Source organism: Gammaproteobacteria bacterium, assembly GCA_013817245.1.
Taxonomy (GTDB): domain Bacteria; phylum Pseudomonadota; class Gammaproteobacteria; order HTCC5015; family HTCC5015; genus JACDDA01.
On the sequence record JACDDA010000005.1, the window covers coordinates 154,130 to 171,146 of the forward strand.

The following is a 17,017-nucleotide window of genomic DNA, read 5'->3' on the forward strand; positions in this document are numbered from 1 at the left end:
GCCGTCTTTAATGCCTGCTTGTTGGATAGTAATTCCTGCGGCAGGTAGTGGCAGTCGTATGGGTGCAGAAAAACCTAAACAATATCTCACTATAGGCGATGACACTTTATTAAGTTTAACCTTGACACGCATGGCATCGGTGCCGCACGTTCAAGGCATGATGATCGCGTTAGCCGCGGCTGATGATTATTGGTCTGCAATTTCAAAACCAACACATTCACGTATTGAAACTACGGTCGGCGGTCATGAGCGTTGCGTGTCGGTTTATAATGCAGTGCGCGCAGTTGTTGCGCTTGAGCCGACTGCGTGGGTATTAGTGCATGATGCTGCGCGACCTTGCGTGCGAGTGAGTGACATCGTTAATTTGCGTGAACAAGTGCATGCTAAAAAAGCAGTGGGTGGTTTATTGGCTAGTCCTATGAGTGATACCGTTAAAGCCAGTGATGCTGATGGGTATAGTATGGGTACAACCGATCGCAGTCATTTATGGCGCGCGCTAACGCCGCAATATTTTCCAGCAAAATTCTTATTAGATGCATTAACCAATGCAATCAACGCACAACGCATGCCCACTGATGAAGCGCAGGCGATTGAATGGCAGGGCAGCAAGCCATTATTGGTTGCCGGTGCCGTGGATAATATTAAAGTTACGCATCCGCAAGACCGTTCTTTGGCTGCATTTATTTTACAACAGCAGGTGTTATCGCTATGAAATTGCGCATTGGTCATGGTTATGACGTACACGCTTTTGGTGAAGGTGCGCAGATTGTTTTAGGTGGTGTATACATTCCGCATAAAAAAACGTTAATAGCACATTCTGATGGCGATGTAGTGTTGCATGCCTTATGTGACGCATTGTTAGGGGCCCTGGCTTTGGGTGATATCGGCCGACATTTTCCTGATAGTGATCCACAATATAAAAACGCCGATAGTAAAATATTGTTACAAAATGTTTATAAAAAAGTCACGCACGTAGGTTTTTATTTGAATAATGCAGACATTACCATTATTGCGCAACAACCAAAAATGGCGCCACATATTGATCTTATGCGCAAAAATATTGCAGATGTTTTGTCGGTTGCTATTGAGCAAATAAATGTCAAAGCGACGACTACTGAAGGTTTGGGTTTTGCCGGTCGTGAAGAAGGCATCGCTGTGCATGCTGTGGTGTTGTTGGCAGGCTAATTATTAATTAATTCATTTAGTGAAAGGTGGAAATATGTCTTTAGGTCCTGTAATGCTGGATTTGGTTGGTACAACTATTACACCAGCAGAACGTGAAATGTTATTGCATCCGCAAACGGGTGGCGTAATTTTATTTTCACGTAATTATGAATCGCTAGCCCAGTTGCAAGCGTTGTTGGATGAATTGCATGCTTTGCGCAATCCGCGTTTAATTGTAGCGGTGGATCATGAAGGTGGGCGTGTGCAACGTTTTCGTGATGGCTTTACGGAAATTCCAGCCATGGCGGAGTTGGGCGCTTTATACGATCGTGATAAAAAACTAGCTTTAGATGTAGCGCAAGAATTAGGTTGGTTAATGGCGGCAGAATTGCGTGCAGTGGGTGTGGATATTAGTTTTGCACCGGTGTTAGATTTGCATCACGGGATGTCTGGCGTAATTGGTGATCGTTCATTTCATAAACATCCAGAAATTGTTGCGACGATAGCACATCGTTTTATTATGGGTATGCGTGAAGCAGGTATGGCCGCGACCGGTAAACATTTCCCAGGCCATGGTGGCGTTAAAGAAGATTCGCATGTTGCTAAGCCGGTTGATAAGCGTGATTTAAATGATTTACGTTTAAGCGATATGATTCCGTTTGAGCGCTTAGTCCATTATGGTTTAGCAGGTATTATGCCTGCGCATGTAGTGTATGAATCGATTGATCCATTACCCGCGGGTTATTCTAAATTTTGGTTGCAAGATATATTGCGTCGTGAATTAGGATTTGACGGTGTCATTTTTAGTGATGACTTAAGTATGGATGGCGCAGATTTAGGCAATAGCTATGGTGAACGTGCGCATCTGGCTTTAGATGCCGGTTGCGACATGGTGTTGGTCTGCAATCATCCTGAAGCAGCTATGCAAGTATTGCGCGCCTTAAAGGATTATGAAAATCCTGTCGCGCAGTGGCGTTTGATTCGTTTACATGGCAGACCCAAAGCGTTAAATAATACCGCGCTTCACAAGTCTACGCGTTGGCAAGCAGCCACCAAGTGGGCGCAACAATTATTAAATGATCCTAATTTTGAATTAGCTGTGTAATTTTTTGGAAGCGAGATTAACTATGATTACACCACGTGAAGCCAGTCACATATTAAAACAAGCTGAAGTTATTTATACCGAAGCTGAAATTCAAGCTTCTATTAGCAAAGCTGCGCAACTCATTGCGGCAGAAACGCCGGCGGATACCAGCTTGTTATTGATTTGTGTTATGAGCGGTGGCGTTTATTTTAGCGCAGAACTGATGAAGCGTTTTACCTTACCCGTAGAGTTTGATTACTTGCACGCCACCCGGTATCGCGGTGAAACTAGCGGCAAAGAAGTGCAGTGGATCCAGCGGCCGCATACCTCTTTACATCATCGACATGTTTTAATTGTTGATGATATTTTAGACGAAGGCTACACCTTGAAATCAATTTTGACTGATTGTCGAGCTGAGCAACCTGCCAGTTTGCGCGTGGCAACATTGACATGGAAAAATCATGCGCGCCGTGTTGCGGGTTTGGATGTTGATTATATCGGTTTGGAATTACCCGACCGTTATGTGTTTGGTTGCGGTATGGATTACAAAGGTTATCACCGCAATCTTAATGCGGTATATGCCGCTGCTGAATAATTAAAAGGTTTAAGCATTTATGAAACGAATTGGAATTATTGGCGGCAGTGCGCTCGAAAAAATCAGCGGCTTAAAAAACCGCCGTGAAGATTTATTTGAAACGCATTACGGCATTCCTTCTGCGCCTTTAATCATTGGTGAGTTAAACGGTGTGGAATTAGTCTTTTTAAATCGACACGGCCAAGAACATAATATTCCACCGCATTTAATTAATTATCAAGCGAATGTCGCTGCGTTAAAAATGCTGGAAGTCGATGTCGTGATCGGCGTGGCATCCGTAGGTGGTATTACCTCATCGATGATGCCCGGCGCGATTGTAGTGCCAGACCAGTTAATTGATTACAGTTATGGGCGTGATCACAGTTTGTATTACCGCGATTTCACGATGGATAAACACATTGAATTCACCGAACCTTATGCAGGTTCTGCGCGAAAATTATTATTAGATGCCTGCAAAAGTGTCGGTGTGACGGTAGTTGATGGTGGCGTGTATGGTGTGACGCAAGGCCCACGATTAGAAACTGCCGCTGAAATTCGTAGACTAGAACGCGATGGTTGTGATTTGGTCGGCATGACTGGTATGCCCGAAGCAGGTCTAGCCCGTGAAATGGGTTTGCCGTATGCTTGCTTGGCTTTAGTCGTCAATTGGGCGGCAGGAAAAATGCAGGGCAATATTTTGGATCAAGCACATGAGTATATTGCTAAAGTACAAACTGATGCTTTGGCGATAGTGCAGGTTTTGCCGACCGTGCTAAAAACGGTTTAACATTAAGACTTGAAATAAAGAATAGGCTCGCGAATCATCGAATTAATAGGGTGGGAGAACCAATATGACCAATTTTCAAAAACATATCATTGTTACTTTACTAAGCATCGGTAGTTTTTTATCGCCTGGTGTTTATGCTGCAGGCGAAGAACAGCACTTTTTTATTCAAGGCGGCACAGCGCAAGGTAAAGAAAGCAATAATATATTCCCTGAGTTTTCTGATGAAATCAATTTTGGTGATGGTCAATTTGCAATGGTAGGGATGAAGTTTACCAATCGCAGCCCATGGGTTTTTCGAATGGCAGCGGGTTATAAGTACAATACATTCTCAATAACGGAGTCTGGGCAATCTTTCGATTATGAATTTAAGGCGATTCCTTTAGATTTTGTATTAAGTTATAAATGGAAAATTGTGGAATTCGGTGCTGGCTTTACTTATCATTTGAAGCCATATACTGACTTTTATTATTCTATAGAGACAGGCGATGATGACGAATTTGATAATGCAAGCGGTAGTTTGGCTGAAGTCCGCTTAAATTTAATTCCGCACGTATCGTTTGGTGCAAGATACACCAGAATAGACTACAGCAAATATGGCAATGGTACAGAGACTTACTTTGCAATTGGTGTAAAGGACGATACTCTTGATCCTGTAGATGATTTTTATGAATATTATCATACGACCACATCGCTAGAATCAGATTTTGTCAGCGCCTTTGTTGAATTCGAATTTTAGCAATATTTATAAAGGCGTAATAATAATCGTCACACCGATCAAAGGGTGGTCGATATGATGGATTTCACTGCTGCGCATACGCCGATGTTGTTGGTTATTGAATCCAAATAGGGTTGTACTTTGTGCAGCGGGTTCTATGCTTAACATCTGACTACCAGTTTGTGAATTTATTTGTTGTATGTTCACCGCTTCGGTTAATAAAAAATTCGTATACACATGCAGATAACGACTTAATACGACGGTGACGGTACCGAGCAGTTCGGCGGTTTTAATAGGTTCTTGTCCGTTACCATTATTGCTTGTTGCGGCATTAAAATAATTACCATTACGTACGCCGCCGCCATTAATCATAATCGGAAACGTTTGATCTTTAGACAAGCCTTTTTGTTGCCAGGCGCTGTGATTAAGCACTACATAACGACCAGATTTATTTAGTCTTGCGGCGACACCGCCCAATTTTCTGCCGGCGCTTACTTTGCGAATTAAATCGCGTTTATTGCCGGTTATATTGTCTAAATCGACGGCATTCTTTAAATCGGGCGTAGTCCAGTTTGGCGTCCAGTGTTCAGCTTTAATGCCATCCATAAGATTTTGACGAAACACGACAACTTCTACTTCATACCAACGCGTTGTTGCTGGCTCGTTAGTTTGTGCGAATGCTGTCCCGCATAAATTGAATAATAATCCGCTAACAATAAATAATAATCGAATAGACATTAGGCGGCTTCCTGATTGTGTAAAGGCAAAAGGGTGGTTTCTATAAATTCAATACGACTATGAATGTCGTTGGTGGTCTTTTGGAAATTTAATTTAGTCTTGCCATTAAATTTGAATATTTTGGATTGTAGCTGAATTAGCTTAATGAGTCTGTCGGGGTGAATATTCGGCTTTTCATCGAATAAGATATAACCCGCTTCTGCGTTTGCTTTAATTTCGCGTACGCCGATGACGCTCAGTTTCAAGCGCAATTCTGTAATAGCAAATAGATTTTGCGTAGCTTCCGGCAGCAAGCCAAATCGATCTATCATTTCAATTTTTAGCTCGCGTAACATTTCGTTCGAATCCGCGCTGGCAATACGTTTGTAAATAACTAAACGTAAATGGACGTCAGGCACATAGGTGTCGGGAATTAGCGCTGTCACGCCTAAATCAATTTCGCTATGAATGCGCGCGGGACCCTCTAAGTTAGGTTCTTTGCCGCTTTTTAAAGATGCGACGGCGCGTTCTAACATGTCGATATATAACGTGTAACCGATTTCTTCAATTTGACCGCTTTGTTCTTGGCCTAATAGTTCGCCTGCGCCACGAATTTCTAAATCATGCGCGGCTAACGTAAAGCCTGCACCTAAATCTTCTAATGATTCGATAGCTTCTAGACGTTTTTTGGCATCTGCAGTCATCACATTAGCAGGAGGCGTGAGTAAGTAAGCATACGCACGATGATGAGAACGCCCGACGCGCCCGCGCATTTGGTGTAATTGCGCAAGGCCAAATTTATCGGCGCGATTAATAATGATGGTATTGGCACTAGGCACATCGATACCGCTTTCGATAATGGTGGTGCATAACAATAAATTGCATCGCTGATGATAAAAATCTAGCATTACTTTTTCAAGTTCGCGTTCTGACATCTGGCCGTGCGCGATACCAATGCGGGCTTCGGGCAATAACTCATTGAGCTTTACCGCTTCACGTTCAATACTTTTAACTTCGTTATGCACAAAATAAATTTGACCGCCGCGTTTTAGTTCGCGTTGACACGCTTCGCTGATTAGGCTGTCTTGCCATTCACTGACAAATGTTTTAATCGCGAGACGTTTTTGGGGTGGCGTAGCAATAATCGATAAGTCACGTAAACCGGCCATTGCCATATTTAAAGTACGTGGAATGGGTGTTGCGGTTAACGTTAATACGTCGACTTCAGCGCGCAACGCTTTTAAACGTTCTTTGTGTTGCACACCAAAACGATGTTCTTCGTCAATAATGACAAGTCCTAAGTCTTTAAAAGCAATACCATTTTGAATGAGTTTATGCGTACCGATAACGACATCAACTGTTCCTGCTGCTAAGGATTTTAAAACCTCAGCTTCTTCTTTAGCTGTGCCAAAACGCGATAAACATTCAATGCGTACTGGCCAGTCAGCGAAACGATCGCGGAAATTTTGGAAGTGTTGTTGCGCCAGCAGCGTAGTGGGTACCAAGATTGCCACTTGTTTTTGATCTTGTAATGCGGTGAAAGTGGCGCGCATTGCTACTTCCGTTTTACCAAAACCAACATCGCCACAAATGACGCGATCCATCGGTTTTCCAGAAATCATATCGCCAATCACCGCGTCAATAGCGGTTTGTTGGTCGGGTGTTTCTTCAAACGGAAATTGCGCCGCAAATGCGCTCATTTCATCTTCGCGCGGTTGGAAGGCAAAACCTTGACGCGCGGCGCGGCGTGCGTGCAAGTCTAATAATTCTGCCGCGATATCACGAATGCGTTTTGCTGCTTTACGTTTTATTTTTTGCCATTGATCGCTGCCTAAGCGATGCAATGGTGCATTTTCCGGTGATGCACCGGTGTAGCGACTAATTAAGTACAGCGAGGCAACGGGTACATAAATGCGATCTCCGTCGGCATACTCTAATGTTAAAAATTCGGTGGTGATGCCTGCGATCGGAAAACTTTGTAAACCTAAATAACGACCGACACCATGTTCTTCGTGAACAACGGGCGCACCAATACTTAAATCAGTAAGATTGGTAATAATCGCATCAGCGTCACGCCGTTGTCGCGCTAAACGTCGTCGCCGTTGTTGAGCGCGTTCGCCGTATAACTGCGGTTCAGTAATAATGGCGCAATCATTTAATAATAAGCCTTCTTCCAACGGCCCTAACGTGATCGCAATGCGAGCGTCGCTGTGTAAAAAGTCTTGCCAGTTGTCTGCGCGTTTTGGAAATAATTGCAGGCTGTGCAACCACTCTAAAAGTGATTCTCGTCTACCGGCTGATTCGCAAACGAATAAACACCGACCCTTAAATTGCTGCAAAAATGTTTGAAGTTTTTCACTAGGGCGTTCTGCACGGCGATCGAATAACACCGCCGGTGGATGCTGACTTTGCAAAGCAAAACTTGTGGCACCGCGATCAATGGGTTCAAAAGTTTGAATATGAATACGAGGGTAGTTTTGTAAATGCGCCTCGATGCTGCTGGGGTCTATATATAATTCATCAGGTTTTAATAATGGTCGTTCGATGTCATGACCATATTGATCATAACGTTCAGCAATTTCTTGCCAAAATTGCGCTGCATTATGTTCAATTTGCGATTCGGTAATTAATAAAGTATTGGCCGGAAAATAATCGAAGAGCGTGGCTAATGATTTAAAGAAAAGGGGTAAATAATATTCGCTGCCCGCCGCGGCGTGGCCATCGCTAATGTCGCGATAAATGGGATTGGCTTGTGGATTACCTTCGAAGCGATTGCGGTAAGTTTGGCGAAACTCGCTGATGCCACTGTCGTTAAGTGGAAATTCATGTGCGGGTAATAATTGAATGCTGTCGCAAGTGGTTTCTGAACGCTGCGTATTGGGATCAAAGGTGCGAATACTGTCGATATCATCATCTAAAAAATCGATGCGAAACGGCGTGTGACTGCCCATTGGAAATAAATCGATCAATGAACCACGCACGCTAAATTCACCGTGTTCTAATACTTGCGAAACGGCTTGATAGCCTGCTGCAATTAATTGTGCGCGTAAAATTTCTGGTTTGATGTGTTGGTTTTGTTGTAATGAAAATACATGACCTTGAATAAAAGAGGCCGGTGCTAAACGTTGCATTAAACTTGCAGCCGATACCACTAAAATGCCGTGTTGCATCTGTGGTAATTGATAAAGACTGCGCAAACGTTCGGAAACAATATCTTGATGAGGTGAGAAATGATCGTAAGGTAAAGTTTCCCAATCGGGAAAATGTAATAAAGGAATGTCGCTGTCTTGTAGGAAAAATCGCAAACTTAATTCGAGTTTATGTGCATGTTGCACATCGTCGGCAATCACGACGCATAATCGTTGCGCTTGTTTGGCGATATCTGCAATCGCAAGGCTATAAGCATCGCCATAAAGCTGCCCCAGCACGATCTGTTTACCAGGTGCGCGTGGTAGATCCGGTAAACGAAATAATGCGGACATGCTTTAATTCAGCGAGTTAAAAGTTATGGGAGCGCAGTATAACATCGCGCTTTGGCAGATTTGATGTCAGATTTGATGAATAAATAAGGACTTAATCGAGATAACGGGATAATAAACCTTGATAAGCATCAATGCGGCGATCACGGAAATACGGCCAGATGCGGCGCAGATTTTCGCAGCGCGCGGTGTCGATATCGGCGATTAAGACGTTGGCTTGTGCATCGGCACGCGCCAGCATTTCACCTTGTGGCCCGCAAATAAAACTATGTCCCCAAAATTGATTGCCCTCGGTGCGGCCAGTAGGATCGGGTTCTAAGCCAACGCGATTGCAGGCGATGACGGGTAAATTATTCGCTACTGCGTGACCCCGTTGCACAATCGTCCATGCTTCTAATTGGCGATCATGTTCCAGATTGATATCACTAGGATCCCAACCAATCGCGGTGGGATAAATTAATAATTCGGCACCGGCTAACGCCATTAAACGCGCCGCTTCTGGATACCATTGATCCCAGCAAACTAATACGCCTAAACGGCCGAGTGACGTTTTAATCGGCGTGAAACCTAAATCGCCCGGCGTGAAATAAAATTTTTCGTTGTAACCTGGATCATCAGGAATATGCATTTTGCGATAAATGCCGGCGATGCTGCCGTCTTGTTCTAATACAACCGCCGTGTTGTGATATAAACCGATCGCGCGTTTTTCAAAAATAGAAGTGACGATAACGGTTTTGGTTTCGCGCGCAAGTTGTGCAAGTGTTTGCACGGTTTCGCCGTCGATACTTTCGGCCAAATTAAAATAATCAGTCGTTTGATAATGACAAAAATAGCGGCTGCGATGTAATTCAGGCAACACGATTAATTGCGCGCCTTGCGCGGCAGCTGCGCGAATGCCTTTTATACTTACCGCAAGATTTTCAGCGGCATCATCGCTGCACGCGTGTTGAATAGCGGCTACTCGTAAGTTTGCGGTATTCATGAGATATCTCGTGTATGGTTATTTATGACAGTGATTTCGTAACAAGTGTGCCACGCGGCAATTGCATGGTTAAACAATGAATGCCGCCGTTTTGTTCTACTAAAGGCCGGCTATCGATAGGAATCATTTTCCGATTTGGAAACGCGCTTTGTAAACGTTGCATCGCGACTGCGTCGTTAGGATCACCAAAACTCGGCACTAACACTGCATTATTAATAATTAAAAAATTGGCGTAACTTGCCGGTAAACGGCGATCATCTTCGCTACTGCCAATGCGTGATGGTAATGGTAAAGGGATGCACTCATACGCTTGATCTTGAATATTACGTAACGCTTTTAATTCGGTTTCTAGTGCTTGCATAGATGCAAAATGACTATCAGCAGTATCTTCGCAGCTGGCGTATAAAATTTGTTGGCTGTTAGTAAAGCGCGCGAGATTATCAATATGACCATCGGTATCGTCGCCTTCTAACCACGCATTTTCAATCCAATGTGTTTGTTGAATGCCTAAAGTTTGCTGAAATGTTTGTTCCCAATCTTCGCGCTTAAAACCGCCGCGCGTAGCAGTGAGTAGGCACGTGGTGGTCGTTAATAAACTGCCTTGACCATTGCTATCAATGCCGCCGCCTTCAAGAATGCGATCTTGCGCTAATAAAGGCGCTTTAAAGATGCTTTGTTCTGCTAAACGCTGCACTAATAATGAATCATCTTGATGCGGATATTTGCCGCCCCAACCGTTAAATTGATAATTGATTAATTGCGTTGCCTGCGCATTGAAGATGGTTAATGGCCCTGAGTCTCGTGCCCACGTGTCGTTGCTAGGTGCAATGCTTAACCATAAGCGATTCGGTGGTAAGTTTAAACGCGCTAGTCGCTTCGTTAGATAGTTCAGATGTTCTTGATCATAAGCAACCACTAAAGCAATTTCTTCAGCAGCAATAGCGCTAATCATTTGCTCGAATACAGGTTCAACGCGATCTAATAATGGCGCCCAATCAGAATTAGGATGTGGCCAAATTAATAATACACCATCCTGTGGATGCCATTCGGCAGGCAGCACAGCGGTAGGAGGGATAGCAGACATTGAACCTTAGCCTTTTAGTTTAAATACCAAACTCAATTATATTAACGACGTAACGAAGGTGTGTTTTCGAAAGATTCAAAACCGCTGGGCATGTCTTCTTGCATTGCATCACTGTTAGCGGGCGCAGGGTTTTCAGTCGCCGTGTCGTTCATGCTGCCTTCGTTGGATAGTGCATTAGTGCTTTCATCAAAAGGCACGGGCACTGCGTTATCAACCGGTGCGGCAACAGCAGGCGCCGATGTAGATGAATTAGCGGGTTGGGCGGGCGGTAAAGCCAAGCCACTTGATGTGTTATTAACCGGTAATGACACGTTACGATTATCAAGAACCCTAATAAAGGAATGCACGACGTGGTCGTATTCAAAAACCACTTCAAATTCGTTGTAAATCCAGCGAGTGATAGGGGGTTGTCCTACCGGCCCTTCAACCGATAAAGGCCCGCCAAATTGTTGCTCCACCGCCATTTTTTCGATACCGCGTGTGGGTAATTTAGCGGCGAAGGCTAAAGGAGTGAAGGCGCAAACACTGAGTATGCTGAGTGCAAGGGCATAGCAGCTTGGTTTCCACATAAGGGCAATTCCTGATTCTAATAAGTAAGTTAGACAAACTATAGCAGCATAGTTTGCGTGAAAATAGTTATCTATATATAGGTACGTAATAGGATAGCGAAGCGCGTGCAGATTCGCGTCTAGATTGGGGCAGGGCTTTATGCTCTAATGCGCCCCATGTTTCGCCCTCTTGAATGTTTCATTGGTCTACGCTACACCCGCGCTAAGCGGCGTAATCACTTTATTTCTTTCATTTCAGTTATTTCTATTCTGGGTATCGCGCTGGGTGTAATGACCTTGATTACCGTGATTTCAGTCATGAATGGTTTTGAATTGGAATTACGCACGCGCATTCTCAGTATGGCATCACATGCCACTATCGCACGTTACGCGGATTCACTTGATAACTGGCAGATGGTAGCCGGCACTGCAGAAGAACATCCCGATGTGGTCGCGGCTGCGCCTTATATCGAAGGCGAAGTGATGTTAAGCAATGGTCGACGTGTCAGCGGTGCTATTTTGCGCGGCGTAGTGCCTGCGCGCGAAGAAAAAGTAGCCGATATCGCGGATAAAATGTTGGCAGGTCGTTTAAGTGATTTAGCGCCCGGTGAGTTTGATATCGCGCTGGGTTCTGAGTTAGCGGCGCTAATGGATGTCAAAGTGGGCGATACCGTGACGGTGATTACCCCGCAAGCTACCGCCACGCCGGTGGGCGTGTTGCCGCGTTTAAAACGTTTTACGGTGAGCGGTATTTTTGAAATTGGTATGTATGAATATGATCGCTCGCTGGCATTTATACATATTGATGATGCATCACGTTTATTACGTATGGGTGATGGCGTGACGGGCGTGCGTTTAAAGCTGAATGATATGTTTAAAGCTCGCCAAGTGGTGGCGGATCTTAACGAACGTTTTGGTGATAATTATTGGGTTAGTGATTGGACGCGACAACATGCGAATTTTTTTAGCGCGATTCAAACCGAACGGCGCGTGATGTTTATTATTTTAACGCTGATTTTAACAGTAGCTGCTTTTAATCTGGTTTCTACTTTAGTGATGGTAGTGACAGACAAACAAAGTGATATCGCCGTATTGCGCACATTAGGCATGACCCCGATGGGTATTATGAAAGTGTTTATGGTGCAAGGTGTATTGATTGGTTTAGTAGGCGCTGTTGCCGGTGTTATCGGCGGTGTTATTCTGGCGTTGAACGTGGAACGCATAGTGGCTTTTTTAGAACATCTATTGCAGGTACAGTTTTTATCACCGGACGTATATTACATCAGTAAATTACCCTCGCAATTATATTGGGGCGATGTTGCTTTAATTGGTTGTGTGGCGTTTGTGTTATCCGTGATTGCTACTTTATATCCTGCGTGGCGCGCCAGTCGCATTCAGCCTGCTGAGGCGTTGCGTTATGAGTAACGTTATTTTGCAATGTGTAGGTTTGCAAAAAACCTATTTTGAATTAGCGCAGCCGGTTGAAGTACTGAAAAATTTTGATCTGAGTATTCAAGCCGGAGAACAAGTTGCGATTGTGGGTGCATCAGGTTCTGGGAAAAGTACCTTATTACATTTGTTAGGTGGTTTAGATACGCCGACGGCTGGCGCTGTTTATTTAGATGGCGTGGATTTAGCAAAAACAAATGAAGTCACGCGCAGTCGTTTGCGCAATCAACGCTTGGGCTTTGTTTATCAATTTCATCATTTGTTGCCAGAGTTTACTGCTGTAGAAAACGTGGCAATGCCTTTGTTAATTCGCGGTGATAATGTTGAGCAAGCGCGTCAACAAGCCGTGCAAATATTGCAACAAGTGGGTTTGGGTCAACGTTTAGAGCATAAACCAGCAGAGCTTTCCGGTGGTGAACGTCAGCGCGCGGCAATTGCGCGTGCGTTAGTAACAAAACCAAGTTGTGTCTTAGCGGATGAACCTACGGGCAATTTAGATCGTCGACATGCACAACAAGTGTATGATGAATTGCTGCGTTTAAATCAAGAATACAATGTTGCATTGATTGTAGTGACGCACGATATGGAACTCGCCAATCGTATGCAGCGCGTCTTAGAGTTAAAAGAAGGTAGTTTAGTTAGTAATTAAGGCTGTTTGAGATTCGCTTTTTTGCGATTCGCGCGTAAGCGAATCCGAATGCGTTGTAATAATTTACGATCTTTTAATCGTTGCAGAATATGCAGATGCCATAAGGCTCGAACGGTGAAAAACCCGAGGAAGGCACTGCCACACGCCATTACAAAACAACCTAATAAAAATGGTCGCCAGCGGTGACGTAATTCTAAAAATAACCAATCGGGACTCAGTTGAAAATTAAAAGCTTGTGCCGGGATTGATAAAAGTGACGCTCCCACTTTATAAGCCAAATAAAAAAGTGGCGCGGTGGTAAGCGGATTGGTTAACCACACGCCTGCGATGGCAATGGGTAAATTAACCCGCAATAAAATAGCAAATAATGCAGCGGGCAACATTTGAAACGGAATAGGCACAAAAGCAAAAAATAAACCGACGGCAACACCACCAGGAAGCGAACGCCGATTGATGTGCCATAAATTAGGATCATGCAAAAGCGTGCCTAACCATTGCAACGAGGCATGGTTACGAACTTGTTCGGGTGTGGGTAAATATCGTTTGAACCAGTTTTTCGGCATAATCAATTTATCGGGTTAAACCATCTATCTCGTGAAGGCTATATTGTTAAGCATACAGAGCATATGTAAACAATACATGAAGTGACAGGATGTCATGTTAAAAAACGTACTAGCATTTTTTTTAGGCACTTTGCTGATTCACTTTGCCTGCGCAACGTTACCAGACTTGCGTTACTTTGGTGTATGGGTGTTGATCTTAGCATTGTGTTCATTGTGGCAGCGCCGCTTATTTTGGCTCGTTATGGCTTTTGGCCTAGGGGCGTTGTATGCCTTATTAAGTGCGCAAGCACGTCTTGCAGTAGCCTTGCCTGATGATTTAGAAGGCAAGAACGTGGTCGTTGAAGGTTATATCACTTCAATTCCCAGCGTGCAGGCGCGCAGTATACGGTTCGAGTTTGATATTGTTAAGTGGTCTGATCAGTATTTCTCGCCGGGTTCAGAAGTATCTTCGCCCATCTTATTGCCGCCGATGCGCGTGCGGTTAAATGTTTATGATCCCTTACGTGCGCAATCAACCTGGTTGCCTGGTCAGCGTTTAATCTTGACGGTACGTTTAAAACAACCCCATGGTTTTATGAATCAGGGTGGTTTTGATTATGAGCAATGGTTGTTCGCGCATAATTTACGTGCGACGGGTTATGTGCGAGAACAACATGCCGCATCGTTCGACAATCATTATCAGTTATTACGTTTGCGTTTTGCGGTATATCAGCAATTACAAACGTTGTTGCACGATATACCGCAAGCCGCTGTTATCACTGCGCTAGCATTAGGCGAAAGTGGTGATTTAGATGATCAGCAATGGCAATTATTACGCGATACCGGCACGACGCATTTAATATCGATTTCTGGTTTGCATGTAGGCTTATTATTACTATTGGTTTATCACGCCTTGCAATGGTTGTTTAGACGGATTTGGCCACCAGCAACTTTTTGGACTGCGCAACAAGTAGCCATGTGCGGTGGCTTGTTAGCAGCATTTTTGTATGTTGAATTGGCAGCGTTTAGCGTTCCTACGCAGCGTTCTTTGCTGATGTTATTACTACCCTGTATTTATATTATGTGGCGCAAACAATTAGCCGCAACGCATTGTTATGCAGTCGCGTTGCTCGTGGTGTTGTTATGGGATCCTTTTACGCCTTTGCAAATTGGTTTTTGGTTGTCATTTATAGCCGTAGCGGTTTTATTGTGGCTAGCCATGCGGCAACGTGTTGCGTCTACTTCATTAGTAGCAGCGCAATCAACATCGTTATGGCGACTGCGCGCGCAATCATTTGCGCAATCCTTGTGGACATTTTCGCGCCTACAAATTTTTTTGTTGCTGGTATTGTTGCCATTAACATTATTTGTATTTGGTAAGGCATCGTTCATTGGCGGCATTGCGAATTTTTTTGCTATTCCATTAGTGGGCTTGGTGGTAGTGCCGAATATTTTATTGGCCTTGTTGATAATGCCGATCAGTGCGGAAGCGGCGCATGCTTTATTATATGTGGCGAATATTTTGTTAGAGCTTCTGTGGTGGGGTTTGTCATGGGTAAGTCAGTTGCCGTGGGCGGTCTGGCCACTGACTTTGCCTTTCGCCATGGTGTGGCCGGGATTAGTGTTCGCGACGATTTTAATAATGATGCCGGCAGGTTGGGGTTGGCGTTTACCAGGTTTATTGTTGTATGTGACTTTATTGCTGTGGCCAGCACCGCGTTTGCAACCCGGACAGCTAATGGTGCATGTATTAGATGTGGGTCAAGGCACTGCGGTGTTTTTGCAAACGGCTAAACATAACTTGTTATATGACACGGGTGCGCATTTTGGTGAAAACTCGGATGCTGCGCAGGTTGTTATTTTGCCGTTTTTACAAACACAAGGCGTGACTCATTTAGATCGTTTAGTGGTGTCGCATGCGGATGATGATCACGCGGGTGGCGTGCAGTCTATTCTGAGTAATTTACCCGTAACGGATGTGTGGTTAGGAGAATGGTTAAAAACTCCGCTAGCCACCAAGACCAATATGACTTTTTGTCAGGTTGGCCAGCAGTGGCAATGGGATGAGGTGAGCTTCGAAATTTTATGGCCAGAAGGTGAGCAATATGTCGGTAATAATCAATCCTGCGTTTTGAAAGTCTCTGTAGGCACGCAGGCGATATTGCTAACGGGCGATATTGAAGCGCCGGCCGAAGAGGCTTTATTGAGCGCGGCTACTGATGTGCGCGCCACGATAATAGTAGTGCCCCATCATGGTAGTCGCAGTTCTTCAACGCCGGAATTTGTAAAAGCAGTGCAAGCCGAACTGGCTGTAGCGACGACGGGTTACCGCAATCGTTACCGATTTCCGCGCGAGGAGGTGATGCAGCGTTATAGTGATAACGGCGCCGTTTGGTTAAACACCGCAACGGTGGGCGCGGTTGGCATATTACTGGATGCTGCGCATTGGCAGTTACAGTATCGTTGGCGGCTCAATCATCCGCATTATTGGCAGCATCCGGCGATTGCGGAATAAGTAGGCCCATCGGTCGGCTTCGATACAAAGGCCAAAGTCAGGAAATAACTGACAAATTTCAGTATCATGGCGGCCTTGTGGTTTCTCATACGGAAGGTTAGACGGTGATAGAGATTGTGATAGCGGGTGGCGTAATGATGATTCCGATCATTGCAGCGTCTATTTTGGCATTAGCGATTAGTGTTGAACGGCTCGTAACTTTACGCAGCGACAAAGTTTTACCTCCAAAATTATTAGCACAAATATGGCAATGGGTTAAACAAGATGAATTAGATGAAGCGCGTTTATTGGCGATTCGAGATAGTTCGCCTTTAGGTCGTGTGTTAGCGGCGGGTTTGGCTAATCGACAACATGCTCGTGACATTCTCAAAGAAAGCTTAGAAGACGAAGGTCGCCAGGTGGCGCATGAATTAGAACGTTTTCTGCCCGCACTGGGTACGGTTGCGGCAATTTCACCGCTGCTTGGATTGCTGGGTACTGTATTAGGCATGATCACTACGTTTACCGCAATTACTCAAGTGGGCGTAGGCGATCCTAGTAAATTGGCGAGCGGTATCTCGGTGGCCTTGATTACGACCGCCGCAGGTTTGTTAGTTGCGATTCCTAGTATGGTGATGCATCGTTATTTTCGCGGCAAAGTACACACGCTGATTATTCTGATGGAAGATCAAGCGCGTATGTTAGTTGAAGCACTGCATGGCGAGCGCGAAATTGCTGCTTAAGAGATA

General features: G+C 44.6%; 16 protein-coding genes. 10 read left to right on the plus strand and 6 right to left on the minus strand.

The annotated features are described in order from the left end of the window. Positions 1-10 precede the first annotated feature (10 nt). The 6 genes from ispD (at position 11) to H0W44_07970 (ending at position 4,345) form a co-directional block, all read left to right on the plus strand. Positions 11-712, plus strand: a complete 702-nt coding sequence (gene ispD, locus H0W44_07945) for a 2-C-methyl-D-erythritol 4-phosphate cytidylyltransferase (GenBank protein MBA3582362.1) — start codon at positions 11-13, stop codon at positions 710-712. Continuing rightward, complete coding sequence (gene ispF, locus H0W44_07950; protein ID MBA3582363.1) at positions 709-1,185, plus strand: 2-C-methyl-D-erythritol 2,4-cyclodiphosphate synthase; 477 nt, start codon at positions 709-711, stop codon at positions 1,183-1,185. Before ispD ends, ispF begins: the two co-directional genes overlap by 4 nt. Positions 1,186-1,219: 34 nt before the next feature. Then, positions 1,220-2,269 (plus strand): beta-N-acetylhexosaminidase, encoded by a 1,050-nt coding sequence (nagZ, locus tag H0W44_07955; GenBank protein MBA3582364.1) that lies wholly within the window; start codon positions 1,220-1,222, stop codon positions 2,267-2,269. Between the two features lie 22 nt (positions 2,270-2,291). Next, complete coding sequence (locus tag H0W44_07960) at positions 2,292-2,843, plus strand: hypoxanthine-guanine phosphoribosyltransferase (GenBank protein ID MBA3582365.1); 552 nt, start codon at positions 2,292-2,294, stop codon at positions 2,841-2,843. Between the two features lie 19 nt (positions 2,844-2,862). Further along, a complete protein-coding gene (locus H0W44_07965; GenBank protein ID MBA3582366.1) occupies positions 2,863-3,609 on the plus strand; it encodes an S-methyl-5'-thioinosine phosphorylase in 747 nt (248 codons plus the stop codon). A gap of 64 nt (positions 3,610-3,673) precedes the next feature. Next, a complete protein-coding gene (locus H0W44_07970) occupies positions 3,674-4,345 on the plus strand; it encodes a hypothetical protein (GenBank protein ID MBA3582367.1) in 672 nt (223 codons plus the stop codon). 6 nt (positions 4,346-4,351) lie between these two features. Here the strand turns inward: H0W44_07970 and H0W44_07975 are convergent, their stop codons facing one another. The 5 genes from H0W44_07975 to H0W44_07995 all read right to left on the minus strand — a co-directional run bounded on the left by H0W44_07975 (position 4,352) and on the right by H0W44_07995 (position 11,155). Next, entirely contained in the window at positions 4,352-5,062 is a 711-nt protein-coding gene (locus H0W44_07975) for a peptidoglycan binding protein CsiV (protein MBA3582368.1), read from the minus strand. Then, positions 5,062-8,523, minus strand: coding sequence for a transcription-repair coupling factor (mfd, locus tag H0W44_07980; GenBank protein MBA3582369.1), 3,462 nt, complete (start codon positions 8,521-8,523; stop codon positions 5,062-5,064). The genes H0W44_07975 and mfd overlap by 1 nt, the downstream gene beginning before the upstream one ends. A gap of 91 nt (positions 8,524-8,614) precedes the next feature. Continuing rightward, on the minus strand, positions 8,615-9,502 hold the full coding sequence (locus H0W44_07985; GenBank protein ID MBA3582370.1) for a carbon-nitrogen hydrolase: 888 nt from the start codon (positions 9,500-9,502) through the stop codon (positions 8,615-8,617). 22 nt (positions 9,503-9,524) lie between these two features. After that, positions 9,525-10,586 carry an agmatine deiminase family protein gene (locus H0W44_07990; protein ID MBA3582371.1) on the minus strand — a complete coding sequence of 354 codons (1,062 nt, stop codon included), beginning with the start codon at positions 10,584-10,586 and terminating at the stop codon, positions 9,525-9,527. Between the two features lie 41 nt (positions 10,587-10,627). Beyond that, a complete protein-coding gene (locus H0W44_07995) occupies positions 10,628-11,155 on the minus strand; it encodes a hypothetical protein (protein ID MBA3582372.1) in 528 nt (175 codons plus the stop codon). 156 nt (positions 11,156-11,311) lie between these two features. Between H0W44_07995 and H0W44_08000 the strand changes: the two genes are divergently transcribed. Both H0W44_08000 and lolD read left to right on the plus strand, forming a co-directional pair. Continuing rightward, positions 11,312-12,559, plus strand: a complete 1,248-nt coding sequence (locus H0W44_08000) for a lipoprotein-releasing ABC transporter permease subunit (GenBank protein ID MBA3582373.1) — start codon at positions 11,312-11,314, stop codon at positions 12,557-12,559. Beyond that, positions 12,552-13,232 (plus strand): lipoprotein-releasing ABC transporter ATP-binding protein LolD, encoded by a 681-nt coding sequence (lolD, locus tag H0W44_08005; GenBank protein MBA3582374.1) that lies wholly within the window; start codon positions 12,552-12,554, stop codon positions 13,230-13,232. Before H0W44_08000 ends, lolD begins: the two co-directional genes overlap by 8 nt. Here lolD and H0W44_08010 read toward each other — a convergent pair. Then, positions 13,229-13,795, minus strand: a complete 567-nt coding sequence (locus H0W44_08010; protein ID MBA3582375.1) for a DUF2062 domain-containing protein — start codon at positions 13,793-13,795, stop codon at positions 13,229-13,231. The two genes, lolD and H0W44_08010, sit on opposite strands and share 4 nt — an antisense overlap. A gap of 94 nt (positions 13,796-13,889) precedes the next feature. On the opposite strand from H0W44_08010, the gene H0W44_08015 reads away from it, so the two are divergent. After that, entirely contained in the window at positions 13,890-16,289 is a 2,400-nt protein-coding gene (locus H0W44_08015) for a DNA internalization-related competence protein ComEC/Rec2 (GenBank protein ID MBA3582376.1), read from the plus strand. Positions 16,290-16,393: 104 nt separating this feature from the next. Then, entirely contained in the window at positions 16,394-17,011 is a 618-nt protein-coding gene (locus H0W44_08020; protein ID MBA3582377.1) for a MotA/TolQ/ExbB proton channel family protein, read from the plus strand. The last annotated feature ends 6 nt before the right edge of the window (positions 17,012-17,017 follow it).

What these genes read in the sequence shown, in the direction of transcription:
- ispF (MBA3582363.1), top strand. Translation starts at nt 709, where the DNA reads ATGAAATTGCGCATTGGTCATGGTTATGACGTACACGCTTTTGGTGAA.
- ispD (MBA3582362.1), top strand. Translation starts at nt 11, where the DNA reads ATGCCTGCTTGTTGGATAGTAATTCCTGCGGCAGGTAGTGGCAGTCGT.
- H0W44_08000 (MBA3582373.1), top strand. Translation starts at nt 11,312, where the DNA reads ATGTTTCGCCCTCTTGAATGTTTCATTGGTCTACGCTACACCCGCGCT.
- lolD (MBA3582374.1), top strand. Translation starts at nt 12,552, where the DNA reads ATGAGTAACGTTATTTTGCAATGTGTAGGTTTGCAAAAAACCTATTTT.
- mfd (MBA3582369.1), bottom strand. Translation starts at nt 8,523, where the DNA reads ATGTCCGCATTATTTCGTTTACCGGATCTACCACGCGCACCTGGTAAA.
- H0W44_07965 (MBA3582366.1), top strand. Translation starts at nt 2,863, where the DNA reads ATGAAACGAATTGGAATTATTGGCGGCAGTGCGCTCGAAAAAATCAGC.
- H0W44_07995 (MBA3582372.1), bottom strand. Translation starts at nt 11,155, where the DNA reads ATGTGGAAACCAAGCTGCTATGCCCTTGCACTCAGCATACTCAGTGTT.
- H0W44_07990 (MBA3582371.1), bottom strand. Translation starts at nt 10,586, where the DNA reads ATGTCTGCTATCCCTCCTACCGCTGTGCTGCCTGCCGAATGGCATCCA.
- H0W44_08010 (MBA3582375.1), bottom strand. Translation starts at nt 13,795, where the DNA reads ATGCCGAAAAACTGGTTCAAACGATATTTACCCACACCCGAACAAGTT.
- H0W44_07975 (MBA3582368.1), bottom strand. Translation starts at nt 5,062, where the DNA reads ATGTCTATTCGATTATTATTTATTGTTAGCGGATTATTATTCAATTTA.
- H0W44_08015 (MBA3582376.1), top strand. Translation starts at nt 13,890, where the DNA reads ATGTTAAAAAACGTACTAGCATTTTTTTTAGGCACTTTGCTGATTCAC.
- H0W44_07970 (MBA3582367.1), top strand. Translation starts at nt 3,674, where the DNA reads ATGACCAATTTTCAAAAACATATCATTGTTACTTTACTAAGCATCGGT.
- H0W44_07985 (MBA3582370.1), bottom strand. Translation starts at nt 9,502, where the DNA reads ATGAATACCGCAAACTTACGAGTAGCCGCTATTCAACACGCGTGCAGC.
- H0W44_07960 (MBA3582365.1), top strand. Translation starts at nt 2,292, where the DNA reads ATGATTACACCACGTGAAGCCAGTCACATATTAAAACAAGCTGAAGTT.
- nagZ (MBA3582364.1), top strand. Translation starts at nt 1,220, where the DNA reads ATGTCTTTAGGTCCTGTAATGCTGGATTTGGTTGGTACAACTATTACA.